Annotated in this window: 12 protein-coding genes; 1 reads left to right on the top strand and 11 read right to left on the bottom strand. The window is 53.8% G+C overall.

Going from position 1 to position 14,518, the window contains the following annotated elements; all coding sequences use genetic code 11:
* Positions 1-33: 33 nt before the first annotated feature.
* The 8 genes from QZQ29_RS02625 to QZQ29_RS02590 all read right to left on the bottom strand — a co-directional run bounded on the left by QZQ29_RS02625 (position 34) and on the right by QZQ29_RS02590 (position 9,975).
* Positions 34-1,089: an extracellular solute-binding protein gene (locus tag QZQ29_RS02625; RefSeq protein WP_288264896.1), complete on the bottom strand. Its 1,056-nt coding sequence runs from the start codon at positions 1,087-1,089 to the stop codon at positions 34-36.
* A 412-nt stretch (positions 1,090-1,501) separates the two neighbouring features.
* Positions 1,502-2,197, bottom strand: coding sequence for an L-ribulose-5-phosphate 4-epimerase (locus QZQ29_RS02620; RefSeq protein ID WP_296959234.1), 696 nt, complete (start codon positions 2,195-2,197; stop codon positions 1,502-1,504).
* Positions 2,198-2,209: 12 nt separating this feature from the next.
* Positions 2,210-3,259 (bottom strand): ABC transporter ATP-binding protein, encoded by a 1,050-nt coding sequence (locus tag QZQ29_RS02615; protein WP_296959231.1) that lies wholly within the window; start codon positions 3,257-3,259, stop codon positions 2,210-2,212.
* A gap of 18 nt (positions 3,260-3,277) precedes the next feature.
* On the bottom strand, positions 3,278-4,939 hold the full coding sequence (locus QZQ29_RS02610; protein WP_296959228.1) for an iron ABC transporter permease: 1,662 nt from the start codon (positions 4,937-4,939) through the stop codon (positions 3,278-3,280).
* A 96-nt stretch (positions 4,940-5,035) separates the two neighbouring features.
* The gene (locus tag QZQ29_RS02605) at positions 5,036-6,085 is read right to left on the bottom strand and encodes an ABC transporter substrate-binding protein (protein ID WP_296959225.1); all 1,050 of its coding nucleotides are present in this window, start codon (positions 6,083-6,085) and stop codon (positions 5,036-5,038) included.
* A 582-nt stretch (positions 6,086-6,667) separates the two neighbouring features.
* The gene (locus QZQ29_RS02600) at positions 6,668-7,462 is read right to left on the bottom strand and encodes an ABC transporter permease (RefSeq protein ID WP_296959222.1); all 795 of its coding nucleotides are present in this window, start codon (positions 7,460-7,462) and stop codon (positions 6,668-6,670) included.
* Positions 7,455-8,243, bottom strand: coding sequence for an ABC transporter ATP-binding protein (locus tag QZQ29_RS02595; protein ID WP_296959219.1), 789 nt, complete (start codon positions 8,241-8,243; stop codon positions 7,455-7,457). The genes QZQ29_RS02600 and QZQ29_RS02595 overlap by 8 nt, the downstream gene beginning before the upstream one ends.
* A gap of 685 nt (positions 8,244-8,928) precedes the next feature.
* The gene (locus QZQ29_RS02590; RefSeq protein WP_296959216.1) at positions 8,929-9,975 is read right to left on the bottom strand and encodes an ABC transporter substrate-binding protein; all 1,047 of its coding nucleotides are present in this window, start codon (positions 9,973-9,975) and stop codon (positions 8,929-8,931) included.
* 570 nt (positions 9,976-10,545) lie between these two features.
* Here QZQ29_RS02590 and QZQ29_RS02585 point away from each other — a divergent pair.
* A complete protein-coding gene (locus tag QZQ29_RS02585) occupies positions 10,546-11,727 on the top strand; it encodes an iron-containing alcohol dehydrogenase (RefSeq protein WP_296959213.1) in 1,182 nt (393 codons plus the stop codon).
* A 409-nt stretch (positions 11,728-12,136) separates the two neighbouring features.
* Here QZQ29_RS02585 and QZQ29_RS02580 read toward each other — a convergent pair whose 3' ends face one another.
* From QZQ29_RS02580 to QZQ29_RS02570, 3 genes are all read right to left on the bottom strand, one after another.
* The gene (locus QZQ29_RS02580) at positions 12,137-12,364 is read right to left on the bottom strand and encodes a DUF1659 domain-containing protein (protein WP_296959210.1); all 228 of its coding nucleotides are present in this window, start codon (positions 12,362-12,364) and stop codon (positions 12,137-12,139) included.
* Positions 12,365-12,393: 29 nt separating this feature from the next.
* Entirely contained in the window at positions 12,394-12,600 is a 207-nt protein-coding gene (locus QZQ29_RS02575; RefSeq protein WP_296959207.1) for a DUF2922 domain-containing protein, read from the bottom strand.
* A 651-nt stretch (positions 12,601-13,251) separates the two neighbouring features.
* Positions 13,252-14,337, bottom strand: a complete 1,086-nt coding sequence (locus QZQ29_RS02570) for an NAD-dependent epimerase/dehydratase family protein (protein WP_296959204.1) — start codon at positions 14,335-14,337, stop codon at positions 13,252-13,254.
* Positions 14,338-14,518: the final 181 nt, after the last annotated feature.

Below are 14,518 nucleotides of genomic sequence, written 5' to 3'. Positions count from 1 at the left end.
CTGTCTGCACCCCATTTTCAGTCGATTTTTTAATTACTGACGTGAATTTTCCAGATGCTGGTTCCAGAGGGCCACGATTTCCTTCTTATGCTGTGCCACCCAGCCTTCATCATAATTCTTGAACAGATGAATCTGGTCCTGAGGCGTCATGTAATCAGCCAGCTTCACGCCCTTTCTGAGCGGCCGGACAGTCAGCGTCTTCCCTGCCTCTTCCTGGATTTTCTGGGAAAGCATGAAATCTACAAACTTCTTGGCGTTTTCCATGTGCTTGGCACCTTTGATGATTTCTACGGATTCTCCCGGGAAGATAGCCCCTTCCTTCGGGAACACCACCTTCACCGGTGCCCCGTTCTTCACATAGGTAGCTGCCGGATCCTCCCATGTAAGGCCTACGGTATATTCTCCATCGGCCGCCCCTTTATGCACGGCGCCGGAACTGTTCAGGAACTTGCCGTCCACGTTCTTGATGAAATTATCCACATAGGCCCAGGCCTCCGGAGACAGCGGGTCCCCGTCCTTTCCCTTGGCATAGAGCATGGCCATGAGGCTCTGGAATGCGGAAGAAGAGTTGGCCGGGTCGCCGAATGCAATCTTTCCTTTCAGCGCCGGATTCAGCAGGTCATCAAACCCCTCAATCTTCATGTCCCCCGCCAGATTCGTATTCACGATGAACACGGTGGGGTCTGCAAAGGCAGGCGTGAAATAGCCGGTCTTGTTCTTTGCGTTATCCAGCATATTGGCATCTTCCGGCGATACATATTTTTCAAAAAGGTCCTTCTGGGATTCCAGCATAGTCTGGTCTGCAGCCCAGAGCACATCCCCCTGGGGGTTGTCCTTTTCCGAAGCCACCCGCTTCACCAGCGGGCCCGTGCCTGCCACAATCATGTTCACCTTAATGCCCGTTTCCTTTTCAAAAGCAGGAATGACCAGATTATTCAGACTTTCACTGCGGGCCGTATAGACAGTGAGCACCTTGTCCCCTGCTGCCGCCTTGTCGTCCTTCTTACCGTCTCCGCCGCAGCCTGCAAAAACACCTGCTGCAATGGCCGCACATGCCAGTACGGCTGCCATCTTTTTCAAACCTTTCATTCTTTGTGCCTCCTTGTGTCCGGAAACATGACAGATTCTCCATTTTTCACGTCAAAAAAGTGCACCCCAATCAGTACACCCTCTGTCCGGCTTTTGATTTCATTGTATCAACAGCATGATTAAATATCTAGATATCATAAGTATTCTGTATAGATTCCGTAAATCAGCATGCCGATTTGTAATATTTACGTAAACTCTAAGCATTTATTGAAGTAATTTTCTTCATTTCCATGCAAAAACGGCATTTCTCTCACAAGAGAAATGCCGTTTCAAAAGAGCCGGAAGGAAATTACATGTCGCCTCCTACTCCTTATGGTTCCAGGGCACCAGTTTCCTCTCCCAAAATATGTTCCTTCCTGCATTATAGCAGAAAAAGGCAGGGGATTCCTGCCTTTCTGATACCTGGGCCCTTTTATTTCTGCTGTCCGTAGTAGGCGTTGGGGCCGTGCTTTCTCTGATAGTGTTTGTCCAGCAGGGCATGGTTTATGGCAGATTGGGGATTCAGCAGCCATGTTTTCAACGCCATTTCCGCCACCGTTTCCAGCACCACCGCATGGTACACCGCCTCCTGCGCATTTCTGCCCCAGGTAAAGGGGCCGTGATTTTTGACAAGCACCGCCGGCGTATCGAGGGGATTGATTTTCCGCCGGCTGAAGGTTTCTGCTATGACCTTTCCCGTATTCCATTCATAGGCTCCCTTGATTTCTTCGTCCGTCATATCCCTGGTGCAGGGGACGGGGCCGTAGAAATAGTCTGCATGGGTGGTGCCCAGGGCGGGAATGTCCTCCCCTGCCTGGGCAAAGACGGCAGCATGGAGGGAATGGGTATGGACAATGCCGCCAATGCCGGGAAAGGCGCCATAAAGGCAGAGATGGGTGGGCAGATCGGAGGATGGACGGAGCTTTCCCTCCACCACATGCCCCTTGATGTCCACCACCACCATATCGTCGGGTGTCATGGATTCATAGGGCACGCCGGAGGGCTTGATGACCACAAGGCCCGTTTCCCGGTCCAGGGCACTCACATTTCCCCAGGTATAGATGACCACGCCCCGGGCAGGAAGTTCCCTGTTGGCTTTCCATACCTCTTCTTTCAATACTTCCAGCATGATTTTCCTTCTTTACTTTTCGATAACCCAGGCCTTTTCCGCCGGGAAGGTGACGTACACTTCTCCCTGGTGGATGGTTCTGCCGGGGTCGAAGGCATCCACAATCCATTCCTTATCCAAAGCGTCCTGAAGGAAGTAGCGCACTTTTTCGCCGAGGAACATGGTATTGGTGATGCGGGCTTTCAGGTTCACCTGGTTTTCCACGGGGTCCTTGGACAGGCCGGCGCTTTCCGGGCGCACGGAGGCCACATATTCGACGCCTTCCTTCACCGGATTGGAGGACGCAAAGGATACGCCGCCATAGGTGACACGATTACCGCTTTCCGCCTTAAGGGAAATAAGGTTGGTGGTGCCGATGAAATCGGCCACAAAGGCGGTTTTCGGTTCGAAATAGATTTCCTGGGGCGTGCCTACCTGATGGACAATGCCGTCTTTCAGTACTACGATGGCATCGGACATGGAAAGGGCTTCGGACTGGTCGTGGGTGACGTAGATGGTGGAAAGGCCCATTTTCTGCTGGATTTGCCGCAGTTCCACACGCACGTTTTCACGCAGTTTGGCATCCAGGTTGGACAGCGGTTCATCCAGGAGAAGGACTTCCGGGTTCATGACAAGGGCACGGGCCACGGCCACGCGCTGCTGCTGGCCGCCGGACATCTGGTTGGGGAACCGTTTCTCCATGCCTTCCAGCTGCATGAGGGACAGTGCCTGTTTCACCCGTTTTTCAATTTCATCCTTCGGCTTTTTCTTCACCCGAAGGCCATAGGATACATTGTCAAATACATTCATGTGAGGAAAGAGGGCGTATTCCTGGAATACCATGGCCGTGTTCCGGTCATAGGGCGGCACTCTTTCGATATTCTTTCCATTCAGCAGGATTTCCCCTTCGTCCGGTTCATAGAAGCCGGCAATCATGCGGAGCAGGGTAGTCTTGCCGCAGCCCGAGGGGCCAAGGAAGGTAATGAAATGCCCCTTTTCAAAGTTCAGGTTCACATTTTTAATGACATGGTTTTTCCCAAAGTATTTATTAATATTTTTCAGCTGTAATACAAAGTCTGACATAGTCGTCTCCTGCCTTTATTAAAGATCAAATATATTAATCTTATCCCTCAGTATGAGCTTCACAATGCCGAAGGTCAGATAAATCACAAGCATAATGCCTACGGCCGTGGCGCTGGCGGTGGGCAGGAATCCCTGGTTTGCCAGGCTCATGATGTTGATGGAAGCCAGGTTCCATTCCGGCGATACCAGGAAGATGACGGTGGACAAGGTGTTCATGCAACGCATGAAGGCATAAACAAAGCTGACGGAGAGGGAATTTTTCAGCATGGGCAGCACCACTTTGCAGAAGGTGGTAATGCTCCCTGCTCCCAAATTGGTGGAGGCCTGCTCCAGAGATGCATCAATCTGCTTCAGTCCCGCCACCGCCTGCCGGTAGCCCACCGGCAGCTGGCGGAGAGCCATGCCCAGGATGATGATGGCCAGGGTGCCCGTCATTTCCAATGGGCCGTCATTGAATTCCAGAATCAGCGCCAGACCGATGAAGGTGCCGGGGAGGGATACAGGAAGCATGGCCAGGAAATCCATAATGTTCCGACCGGGAAATTTCTTCCGGATGGTAAGGAAGGCCAGGGCAATGCCAAGGATGGTGGTAATGGCTGCGGTGGACATGGATGCCACCCAGGAGTTAATCATGACATTGGACTGGATGACCCCTTCTTTGAAATAGTCCAGGGTAAAGGTATAGTCATACCCGAAGGCCACGGTAAAGGCAAAGAGGATGACCACGCCGATAATCATAAGGATGGCCAGGCAGAGCAGAAGGCAGAAGGCAAAGAGCATCCATTTGGCCAGGGGGCCCGCGGTCACCCGGATGAGACCGGACACCGGCTTACCGGTGACGGTGACGTAGGAATTTTTCTCCAGATAGTACCGCTGGATGAAAAACACAATTAATGTGGGAATCACAAGAAATACGGAAAGCGTGGCACCCATGGGAAGGTCCCAGGCGCCGGTGACCTGGGTATAGGCTTCCGTGGCCAGCACATGGTAATTGCCGCCTACCAGCATGGGGTTGCCGAAGTCTGCCAGGGAGTTGATGGCCACCAGCAGGAAAGCACTGGCCAGTCCCGGTGTAGCCAGCCGCAGGGTGACAGTGCGGAAGAGGTACCATCCCCGGGCGCCCAGATTCTGGGCTGCCAGCTCCAGGTTGGGGCTGATGCTCTTCAGTACGCCGGAAATGGTTATATAGGCCAGCGGGAAAAATGCGATGGTCTGTGCCACCCACAGGCCGAAGGGGCCGTACAGGTCAACCTTCAGGTGCAGCAGCTGCCAGGTAATGAAACCGCGCCTGCCAAAGAGCATGATGAAGGCAAGCCCTGTCACCACGGAAGGTGCCATGGTCGGCAGGAGTGCCACCACCTGGAAGAACCGTTTGCAGGGCATATCGGTGTAGTTGATGCCATAGGCAAAAAGGAAGCCGAACACGATGGCCGTGGCCGTGGCAATAAAGGAAGAAAAGAGGGTATGTCCAAATACCAGTATAAATTCCCTGCCTGTAATGGCTCTGATCCAGTCGGCCTCCGTGGGAACCAGAAGGATTTTTACAAAGGGATAAATAATAAACACGCCGAAAAGGAGGAACACCGCCGCAATGCTGATGAGAAGCGGCGGCTCCCGAAGGAGCAGTTTCAGTTCCATACCCAGTCCTGTATGTTCATGGCCTGTATCTTTTTCGTTCATAATAACTCCTTATTTCATGATTTGTGATGGGTGCCTGCTTTTAAAAAGGAAAAAATACACCTCCGCCGGAAAGCGGAGGCATATCTTCATTATCTATCAGTCAGCAAAGAATTCGTCACAATTTTTCTGCTTATCCGCGCCGGCTTTGATGAGATCATATTCCTTGAAAAGCGGCAGTTCTTTCAGCGGCTTCATTCCTGGAGGCGGAGCCACATCGGGGTTGCAGGCCACGCCATGGGTGGTCTTCACCAGAATATCTCCCGCTTCTTTTGTCAGCACGAAGTCAATGAATGCTTTCGCTGCTTCATCATTGGCATGGTTCTTAATCTTGCCTACCGGGCAGGTAGTCCATCCGGCCTGGTCGTAAATGGTGCTGTGAATCTTCTGTCCCTTGGCACTGACCAGAGTCTGGTCGGAAATGAAATTCAGACATACCAGATATTCTCCGGCACCGGTTTTCTGTCCCGGTGTAAAACCGGACGGCGTAAACTGTGCAATCTGCGGTTTCAATGCTTTCAGATAGGCCCATCCCTTTTCCGGTCCCATCTGCTGGAGAACGGAGCTGATGAATGTATTGCCGGTACCGGACTTTCTGGGATCCGGCATAATAATTTCACCTTTGAATTCCGGTTTCAGCAGATCTTCCAGCGTTTCCGGAGCTTTTACACCCTTCGGTTCGAATTCTTCCTTGAACCGCTTCTCGTTATAGCCGATAGACATAACTTCCAGATAAGTGCCGTACCAGTACCCATCCTTATCCTGATACTCCGGAAGAATCATGCCGGCATTAGGAGACTTATAGGCTTCCAGCAGACCATCTGCTGCCGCCTTCGCATGGGCATCGGCCGTGCCGCCCAGCCAGATATCTGCTTTCGGAGCATCCTTCTCTGCCTGGATACGGGCCAGTGCTTCACCGGTTGGCAGACGGATGAAACTTACATCGGCGCCGGTCTTTTTCTTGAATAAATCTGCCAGCTGTTTAGCCGTATCCTCGTGGAAAGAAACGTACATCACCAGTTTCTTTCCTTTCAAATCAGGTCCCTGCGGCGCTCCCGCCTTACCGGAAGAAGACTGTCCACCTCCGCACCCGGCTACTGCCAGAGCCACTGCAGTCAAAGCACATGCAGCCAAAGCTTTCCATTTCATTACGAGCATCTCCTCTCAAAATGTGAACTTTACGAACTCTTTACATCTCTGTTACAATTCTACCATAAAGTAGATACTATTTACACCTACTTGTGATTTAAGCATAGTTTTTAAGTGAATTCATCTTTTCCATTCATAGAACCGTTGTTTATTGATTAAATACCGCTTTTCATCTCATATTTTATTGATGCATCGAGTATATTTATTTTATCTTTTTAAAATAAATGTACACTTTATGTTGATATAGTATTACGCAAGCAGAAGCTTCCCTCATTCCATATATAAAAAGAACTGCAAAAAAACAGCAATCATTTCTTCGCAGTCCTTTTCATTTACCTATGCCGCTATGACAAACAATGTACCCCTATCTATTGAAACTCTTTCTCTAAAACTTCTCGCCGCAGCGGAGCTGATACTGCTCCGGAGTGAGATTTCTCGACTCCTCTTCACCATCTCCATGGGCCGTCCGTATCATTTCCCCGTTTCCCTCCGCTCGAAATGACGAAGGGATCGATGCAGCAGCTGTGTCATACGGTTCCTTTTGAAATGGCGATAAAGCGTCTGACGTCTGATAGGCTTTCCCTACTCCTTATGGTTCCAGGGCACCAGTTTTCTTTCCAAAAACTGGAGGAACAGGTTGAAGATGAGCCCCAGCACGGAGAGGACGATGACGCCGGCCATGAGCCGTTCTGTAATCATGAGGTCGCCGTAGTGAAGGATGAGGGCGCCGATGCCCTGTTCGGCGGCGATCATTTCCGCCGCCACCAGAAGGAGGAGGGCCGTGCCGGCAGCTATGCGGAGGCCGGCGAATATCATGGGAAGGGCGTAGGGCAGGACCACGTTTTTCATGGTGTAGCCCCAGCCGGCGTGGAAGCTCACGGCCACCTTGATGAGGAGGGTGTCCACGTTTTTCACGCCGGAGTAAGTGTTCATGGCCACCGGGAAGAAGACGCCCAGGGCGATGATGGTGACTTTGGACACTTCACCGATGCCCAGCCAGAGGATGAAGAGGGGGAGCAGGGCGATTTTCGGAATGGGGTAGAGTGCATTGACGATGGGGTTCGCCATGCGGTCCGCCAGAGCGGAGGTGCCGGTGACGAGGCCCACCAGGAGGCCGAAGGCACTGCCCAGGAAGAAGCCCATGAGGATGCGGTACAGGGAGGCCGCCAGGGAAACGCCGATTTCCCCGTCCTGTATCATGTCCATAAGTGAGGAAATAATGAGGGTAGGCGGCGGCAGGAAGAGGGAGGAAACCACTCCTGCCCGGCAGATGCCTTCCCAGATGAGGAGCAGCACCGCCACGGAGACCAGGGAAACGGCGGGGGTGTAGCTTTTCTGCCACCGTTTCATCTTATTTTCAACCATGTATTTATTCATCGCCGTTCACCTCCGTCATGGCCTCCAGGGCGTCTTTGCTGATATGTTCCCAGATGGTGCGGGTGAGCCGGTCGATTTCCTCTGCGTGCTCCGGTTTCTCCCGGTCGCTTCTGGGAATGGTAATGGAAAGGATATTCCGCACCTTTCCGGGGCGTCTGGAAAGAAGAACCACCCGGTCCGCCAGCATCACCGCTTCCTGGATATTGTGGGTGACGTAGAGGGTGGTGAGCCGCGTCTTTTCCCACAGGTCCACCAGTTCCTGCTGCATGATGATGCGGGTCTGGGCGTCCAGGGCGGAGAAAGGTTCGTCCATGAGAAGCAGGTCCGGATTGATGGCCAGGGCCCGAGCAATGCCCACCCGCTGCCGCATGCCGCCGGAAAGCTGGTGGGGATAGGATTTCTCAAAGCCCGAAAGGCCGACCAGGGAAATATAGTGGTCGATCCGCTCCTTCCACTCCTTCTTCGGCAGCACATGGCCTGCGTCCAGGCCAAAGGCGATGTTGTCATACACATTTCGCCAGGGCATAAGGCCGGTTTCCTGGAATACGATGGACACCCGGGGTTCGCTCGTAAGGTCTTCTCCCGTGAAATAGACAGACCCCTGGTCCGGCGACAAAAGGCCGGCGCAGATATTGAGCAGCGTGGATTTCCCGCAGCCCGAAGGCCCTACCAGGGCCACAAACTCCTCCTTGTGCAGGGTGAGATGGATATCCTCCAGCACCGGCAGTGTTTTTCTGCCGTTCCGGAAGGATTTGCTTACATTTTCAATGATAACTTCCATAGGTAACTCCGTTATTATTTATATTCTTTAAGGGTTCAGAGGGGAAGGTGGCCAGCCCCTGCGGGGCTGGAGGTTATGGCCGCCTGCGGCGGCGGGTTGTGTAGAAGGGGGGCGACGGCCCTTTGGGCCGAGGATGGTGGTATCGCCTATGGGGCCACTTCGTGGCCCGGGTTCAGAAGGTTCAGAGGGTCCAAAGGGTGGTGGTATCGCCTTTGGACACGCCCTGGTGGGCGTGAGGGTTGACGGGCCCAAAGGGCCCGAAGTTTGACAGGCCCTGGCGGGCCTGAGGGTTCTTAAGTTGGACAGCCCTTCAGGGCTGAGGGTTGTGGTATCGCCGCTGGCGCGGCGATGAGTTTTAGATGCCGCCAAAGGCGGCATTTATATTTGTGCCCGATAGGGCACTACCATAACCCTCAGCGGTGCAGCCGCTGTCAAACTTTAGAACCCTCGGGGCGAATGCCCCGTCAATCTTAAGAGCCTTTTCCCTCCCTTCTGAACCAGCCCGCTCTGCGGGCGGAACCCATCGGTCAGTGCGCCAGCACATGACCGATAGAACCCGGGCGCCGTAAGGCGCCTGAACCCCCTTTCGTCCGGGAATACAGCCCATCGTGCAGCGGTAAGCCGATAGCGGACGGCGCCATTCCCATAACGAAGGAAGCGCCGCAGGGTCCGCGGCGCTTTTCTGTTATTTCCTCATGGCTTCTTCCAGGAAGGATGTATTCACCACATCTTTGGCATCCAGTTTCCCGTCAATCATGCCATGGGAGGAGTACCAGTCGATCTGTGTCTTAATATCATCGGCCATGAGCACGCCGTTCTTGTCCACATAGGGCAGGCCCAGGCGGATGTCCGCTTCCGGCGTCTTCACGTACTTGGCAATGATTTTTACCACTTCGTCCAGCTTGGCTGGATCCTTCTTATCCACCACGGCGTCGTAGTATTCGTTGCAGGCTTTGTTATAGGCCTTCATGAAACGAACCGCAGCGTCCTTGTTCTTGGCAAATTCCGGGGAATAGAAAATACCGCTGGTCTGGTAGGGCATGATTTCACTGACCTGGGTGATTTCCTTTCCGTAGCCTTCATTCTTTACCTTGGTAATGTTCGGTTCATTCAGGATGCAGGCGTCGATCTGGCCGCTCTGGAGGGCCGCCATAACGGCGGACAACTTGCCCAGGGGCACTATGGTCACATCATCCAGGGAAAGGCCCTTGGCTTCCAGCATCCGTCCCAGCATGTAATGGAAGGTGGAGCCCTTCTGGGTAATACCCACCCGTTTTCCCTTCAGCGCTTCGATGGAATTGAGGCCATTGTCATATTCCGAAGAGGCGGCCAGCAGGGCGGAAGAGGAATATCCCTTTTCTTCCCGTCCCTTATCGGCCACGATGTAAAGCTTCTGCCCCTTGGCAGCCATGTTGTAGAGCCCTGCCGTAATGCCGGTGGCACCGACATCTACCTTGGAAGAAGCGGTGGCCACCGCAATGGGCTGGGCCGCATCGAACCACTGGGGATCGATTTCAATGCCTTCCTCCTTGAAATATCCCTTATCCATGGCGATGAAAAGGGGCGCACTGCTGGTGAGCCTGAGCATGGCCAGAGACACCTTCACCGGCTTCTTCTCCCCGCCGGTCGAAGACCCGCCGCCGGAGCCGCCTCCGCAGCCTGCAAAAGACAGGGACAAGGTCAAAGCCATCAGCCCTGCCAGAATCATGGCAAATACTTTTTTCAAATGCATTCTTCTATTCTCCTCTCCTACAGCCGGGCACGCCCGGTCAATAAATGATTGCCTGTATTTTACTCCATTTCGGGGAAGAAAAAAAGGGCTGTGGGGGCCACTTCGTGGCCCGGGTTCAAAGGGTTCAGAGGATTCAAAAGGTTCAAAGGGTGGTGGTATCGCCCTTCGGGCGATGAATATGAAGTCAGCGTTCCGGGATATTTTTCCACACCGTCATAGCCTTCACAACCCTTCTACACAACCCTCGGCCCGCGCGAAAGCGCAGGGCTAAGCCCCTGCCCGCCAAAGGCGGGCGCCCCTCTCTTGCATTCGGGAATACAGCTTCCCGCCGCAGCGATACTATATAACTCCCTTTGAACCAGCCCGCTCTGTGGGCGGAACCGGAGCCGCCAAGGGCGTGAGCCCAATGGCGGCTTGAACCCGGGGGCCAAAGGCGCCTCTCCCCCTTGCGTCCGGGAATACGGGCCAGCACGCCAACGGCCGGCGGTAAGCCGACAAGCATCCCCTCCACCCCTCCCATGGGGTATAATAGAGTTGTCATTACCACACCATCATTACAAGGAGGTTTCCATGGTCGATCCATTTATTTACCACAATCCCACCAAAGTATACTTTGGGAATGACGCTCTCTCCCATCTCCACGAAGAACTGCCCCACTGGGGGAAGAACGCCCTTCTGGTCTACGGCGGCGGTTCCATCAAGAAAAACGGCATCTACGATGCCGTGGTGGAAGAAATCAAGAAAGCCGGTATTTCTGCCTATGAAATTTCCGGCGTGAAACCTAACCCGGAAATTCCCCTGGCCGCCAGGGGCGCCCGGTTCTGCCGGGAAGCGGGCATCGACCTCATCCTGGCCGTAGGCGGCGGCAGCGTCATTGACACCGCCAAGGTCATTGCAGGAAGCGCCCTCTACGAAGGAGACCCCTGGGACCTGGTGAAATCCAGGGCACAGATTTCCCGCGCCCTCCCCCTCATGGCCATTCCCACCATGGCCGCCACGGGCTCTGAAATGAACAGCTGCGCCGTCATCACCAACCCCGACACCCACGAAAAACTGGGCTGGACCACGGAAGCCCTCAGGCCGAAAGTTTCCTTCCTCTCCCCGAAGAACACCTGCACCGTTCCCTCCGCCCAGACCGCCTACGGCAGCGCCGACATCCTCTCCCACATTCTGGAAGTATACCTGAACCGAGCCGAAGGATTCGACGCAATCGACGGATTTATGGAAAGCATGATGCGCTCCGTCATCCACTGGGCCCCCCTGGCCATGGAAGACGGCTGCAGCGAAGAAGCCCGGGCCAATCTCCTCTGGGACTCCGAATGGGCCATCAACGACCTCATCGACCGGGGCCACTCCGTCTCCTGGACCTGCCACGCCCTGGAGCACGAACTCTCCGCCTTCTTCCCCATCCCCCACGGCCTGGGGCTAGCCATCCTCACCCCCGCCTTCATGGAATACGTGCTGAACGAGGAAACCGCCCCCCGCCTCTCCCGCTTCGCCGTCCGCGTCATGGGCGTCAAAGAAGGAAAGGATGAAATCAAAACCGCCAGGAAAGGCATCAAAAAACTCAGGAAATTCTTCACCAAATCCCTTTGCCTTCCTTCTGCCCTCTCTGAAATCGGCATGGACGATGCCCTCTTCGAAGACATGGCCGCCCACGCCATGGCCTGGAAAAGCACCGACGGCATCCTCCACGGCTTCTATCCTTTGACAGAAGAGGATTTCGTGGCTATTTACAAAAAAGCATTATAAAAGAAAAAAGTATTATAAAAAGGGCTGTGAAAAATGTTTAACCATTTCTTCACAGCCCCTTTCTCTGCCTGTTTCGATTGACTGTCTTCCACCCCAAAGCCCCATAAACGCACAAAAACTTCCTGAAATCCCCCAAGTCACAGGCCAGTGCACAGGGAGGCCCGGTTTTTGAGGTTTTCAGGAAGTTTTTTGTTTCGTTTCTATTTTTCAGCCGGCTGAATGTAGAGAAGCTATCATTCCCATCTCCCGGCCATCCCGCCTTCCATGGATGCGCGCCGGCGGGATATATCGGCTGGGGATGGCTCCCCTCGCTTCTCTGTCCATATAGTCCGGAGGGTTTCGGGGCTGTCTCATGGATTCCCCACGCAAAAAGGCCGCGGATTTCTCCGCGGCCTTTGCTGCCTATGCTTCAGGCTTCGTCGGTGAGGTCACCGGTGTCGATTCTCCGAACCCCTTCCAGCGGGAGGGAGGAGAGGCCTGCCAGGGCAGTGCCTGCATCCAGGAGCTGCTGGTCGGTGGCGTCCACTTTAATCTGCCCCAGGGACATGGACTTCACCGCGGTCTTGCCGGAGGCGGTGGTGCCGTTATTGAAGCGGATCTGAAGTTTTACGTCGGAAATATTCTTTTTTACTGCCATAGTATGACTTCCTTTCTACATGTATGAAATTACGCCAGTTCTTCTTCAGAGGTGGTGATAACAGCGGCTTTTTCCAGGCCCGCCACATCCACGCCTGCTTTGGTGACAAGGACGGGAATCATTTTGGCTGCGGCCGCTTTGGCTTCGTCCAGGGTCACATTGTCCCTGGGGTTTGCCAGGGTAATGGTCATGGTGGACTTGCCGTTGGTGTTGAATACGAGTACCAGATTTTTCATGGGTATCCTTCCTTTCTGAAATAAATCTACCTGAGAAGCTTCCTGGAGCCGCCGCCCGGGCCGGCTGCGCTCTCTGCGCTTCTCTGATGACATAGTCCGGAGAAGGAAGGCTGTGTCTCAATGGTAGAAAATAGTGGGATAGTGGGACAGTGGGATAGTAGGACAAAGAGGCCGCTGTCCGCCTGCCGCTTACAGCTTTCCGTCATCCCTTTCCCGCCTTCCACCTGTCATCCTGAGCGCACGCGAAGGATGGTCGGTGGACCAACTAAAAGGAAGGCGATGCTAAATTTCTCGTTTCCCCTTGAGGTGGCAAGGGAACTTGATTCGTAGGGGAGCATAGCGACCTGAGAATCAAGTGACACGCTTCCCACCGGGGCGAACGCCGCGAAGCGGCAAAGGGTGTACGAGGTTAAGAATGACAATGTTGCTCCATTGCTGCTCTACACAGGGCCAACTTTGGTCGACTCGCGCATTCTATGCAGAATGGGCGCAGTAAGAATAGTAAGTGATGGAATGCCGATAAATACCAGCCGGCGGGAAGGCCGACATCTGTCCACCCCTCAAATCTCAAACCTCTTTCCTCAAATCTGTTTTTTCCCAATAAAAAAGCGGCCCCTTTTCAGGGTGCCGTTTTTTAGGGTGGCGCTGGTATCAGATATGGTAGTATTCCCTGTACCATTCCGCAAATTTCCGGAGGCCTTCGCGGAGGGTGGTGGCAGGGCGGTAGCCGTAGTCTTTTTCCAGGGCTTCGGTATCCGCATAGGTGACGGGAACGTCACCGGGCTGCATGGGAACCAGTTTCTTGTGGGCTTCAAAGTCGTAGTCCTTTGGAAGAACGCCGGCGCGGATGAGTTCCTGCTGCAGGATATCTACGAAGCGAAGGAGGTTTTCCGGTCGTCCGCCGCCGATGTTGTAGACGGCGTAGGGCGGAAGGGGAAGACCGTCGCCGCCGTTTTTCTTTTCCGGTGCGCCCTGCATGACGCGGACGACACCTTCCACAATGTCATCGATGTAGGTGAAGTCCCGTTCGCAGTGGCCGTAATTGAAAATCTGTATGGTTTTTCCAGCCCGCAGTTTATCGGTAAATCCGAAGTAGGCCATGTCCGGCCGTCCGGCAGGGCCGTAGACGGTAAAGAAGCGGAGGCCCGTGGAGGGAATGTTGTAGAGTTTGGCGTAGCAGTGAGCCAGGAGTTCGTCCGATTTTTTGGTGGCCGCGTAGAGGGAGACCGGATGGTCCACTTTATCGTCGGTGCTGAAGGGGACCTTGGTATTGCCGCCGTACACAGAGGAGGAGGAGGCGTAGACCAGGTGCTCCACACCCTTGGCGCCTCCGTCATAGGAGTGACGGCAGGCTTCCAAAATGTTGTAGAAACCGATGAGGTTGGATTCGATGTACACGTCGGGGTTGGTAATGGAGTAGCGCACACCGGCCTGGGCCGCCAGGTTCACCACGATGTCCGGATGCCAGGTGCTGAAGATGTCCGTAATGCAGTCTTTATCTGCTATATTTCCACGGATGAAATGATATTCCCTTCCTTCCGCCGGGGCCGCTGCCTTTTCCAGTTCCTTGAGGCGGTATTCCTTCAGGGATACGTCATAGTAATCATTCATGTTGTCGATGCCGATGATACGGACATGGGGAACGGTGAGGAGCCGCTTCACCAGATTGGCGCCGATGAATCCGGCAGAGCCGGTGACAAATATGGTTTTTCCTTCTAAGTCAACAGGTGTTTTCATTGATTTCTCCTTTACGCAAGTGAAAAGCAAGTTAAATTTTCATGCAGTCTCTTAGGGAAGCGCTGATTAAATCGTTATCGGATTTCATTCTTGTATTTTTGTCCAATGCAAGGAATAAGTCGACGCGAATAGCGAGCTATTTAAGGAGACTTATGACGCAGCATTGGATAAAAATACTTAT

This window comes from uncultured Dialister sp., from assembly GCF_900538805.1.
GTDB lineage: Bacteria > Bacillota > Negativicutes > Veillonellales > Dialisteraceae > Dialister.
The sequence above is the reverse complement of the archived record's forward strand: the minus strand, read 5'-3'. Positions and strand labels throughout refer to the sequence as shown.

Bases quoted from the DNA above. Each gene is read 5' to 3' on its own strand.
- QZQ29_RS02605 (WP_296959225.1), bottom strand. From the start codon at position 6,085: ATGAAATGGAAAGCTTTGGCTGCATGTGCTTTGACTGCAGTGGCTCTG.
- QZQ29_RS02615 (WP_296959231.1), bottom strand. From the start codon at position 3,259: ATGTCAGACTTTGTATTACAGCTGAAAAATATTAATAAATACTTTGGG.
- QZQ29_RS02580 (WP_296959210.1), bottom strand. From the start codon at position 12,364: ATGGCAGTAAAAAAGAATATTTCCGACGTAAAACTTCAGATCCGCTTC.
- QZQ29_RS02575 (WP_296959207.1), bottom strand. From the start codon at position 12,600: ATGAAAAATCTGGTACTCGTATTCAACACCAACGGCAAGTCCACCATG.
- QZQ29_RS02595 (WP_296959219.1), bottom strand. From the start codon at position 8,243: ATGGAAGTTATCATTGAAAATGTAAGCAAATCCTTCCGGAACGGCAGA.
- QZQ29_RS02585 (WP_296959213.1), top strand. From the start codon at position 10,546: ATGGTCGATCCATTTATTTACCACAATCCCACCAAAGTATACTTTGGG.
- QZQ29_RS02620 (WP_296959234.1), bottom strand. From the start codon at position 2,197: ATGCTGGAAGTATTGAAAGAAGAGGTATGGAAAGCCAACAGGGAACTT.
- QZQ29_RS02610 (WP_296959228.1), bottom strand. From the start codon at position 4,939: ATGAACGAAAAAGATACAGGCCATGAACATACAGGACTGGGTATGGAA.
- QZQ29_RS02570 (WP_296959204.1), bottom strand. From the start codon at position 14,337: ATGAAAACACCTGTTGACTTAGAAGGAAAAACCATATTTGTCACCGGC.
- QZQ29_RS02600 (WP_296959222.1), bottom strand. From the start codon at position 7,462: ATGAATAAATACATGGTTGAAAATAAGATGAAACGGTGGCAGAAAAGC.
- QZQ29_RS02625 (WP_288264896.1), bottom strand. From the start codon at position 1,089: ATGAAAGGTTTGAAAAAGATGGCAGCCGTACTGGCATGTGCGGCCATT.
- QZQ29_RS02590 (WP_296959216.1), bottom strand. From the start codon at position 9,975: ATGCATTTGAAAAAAGTATTTGCCATGATTCTGGCAGGGCTGATGGCT.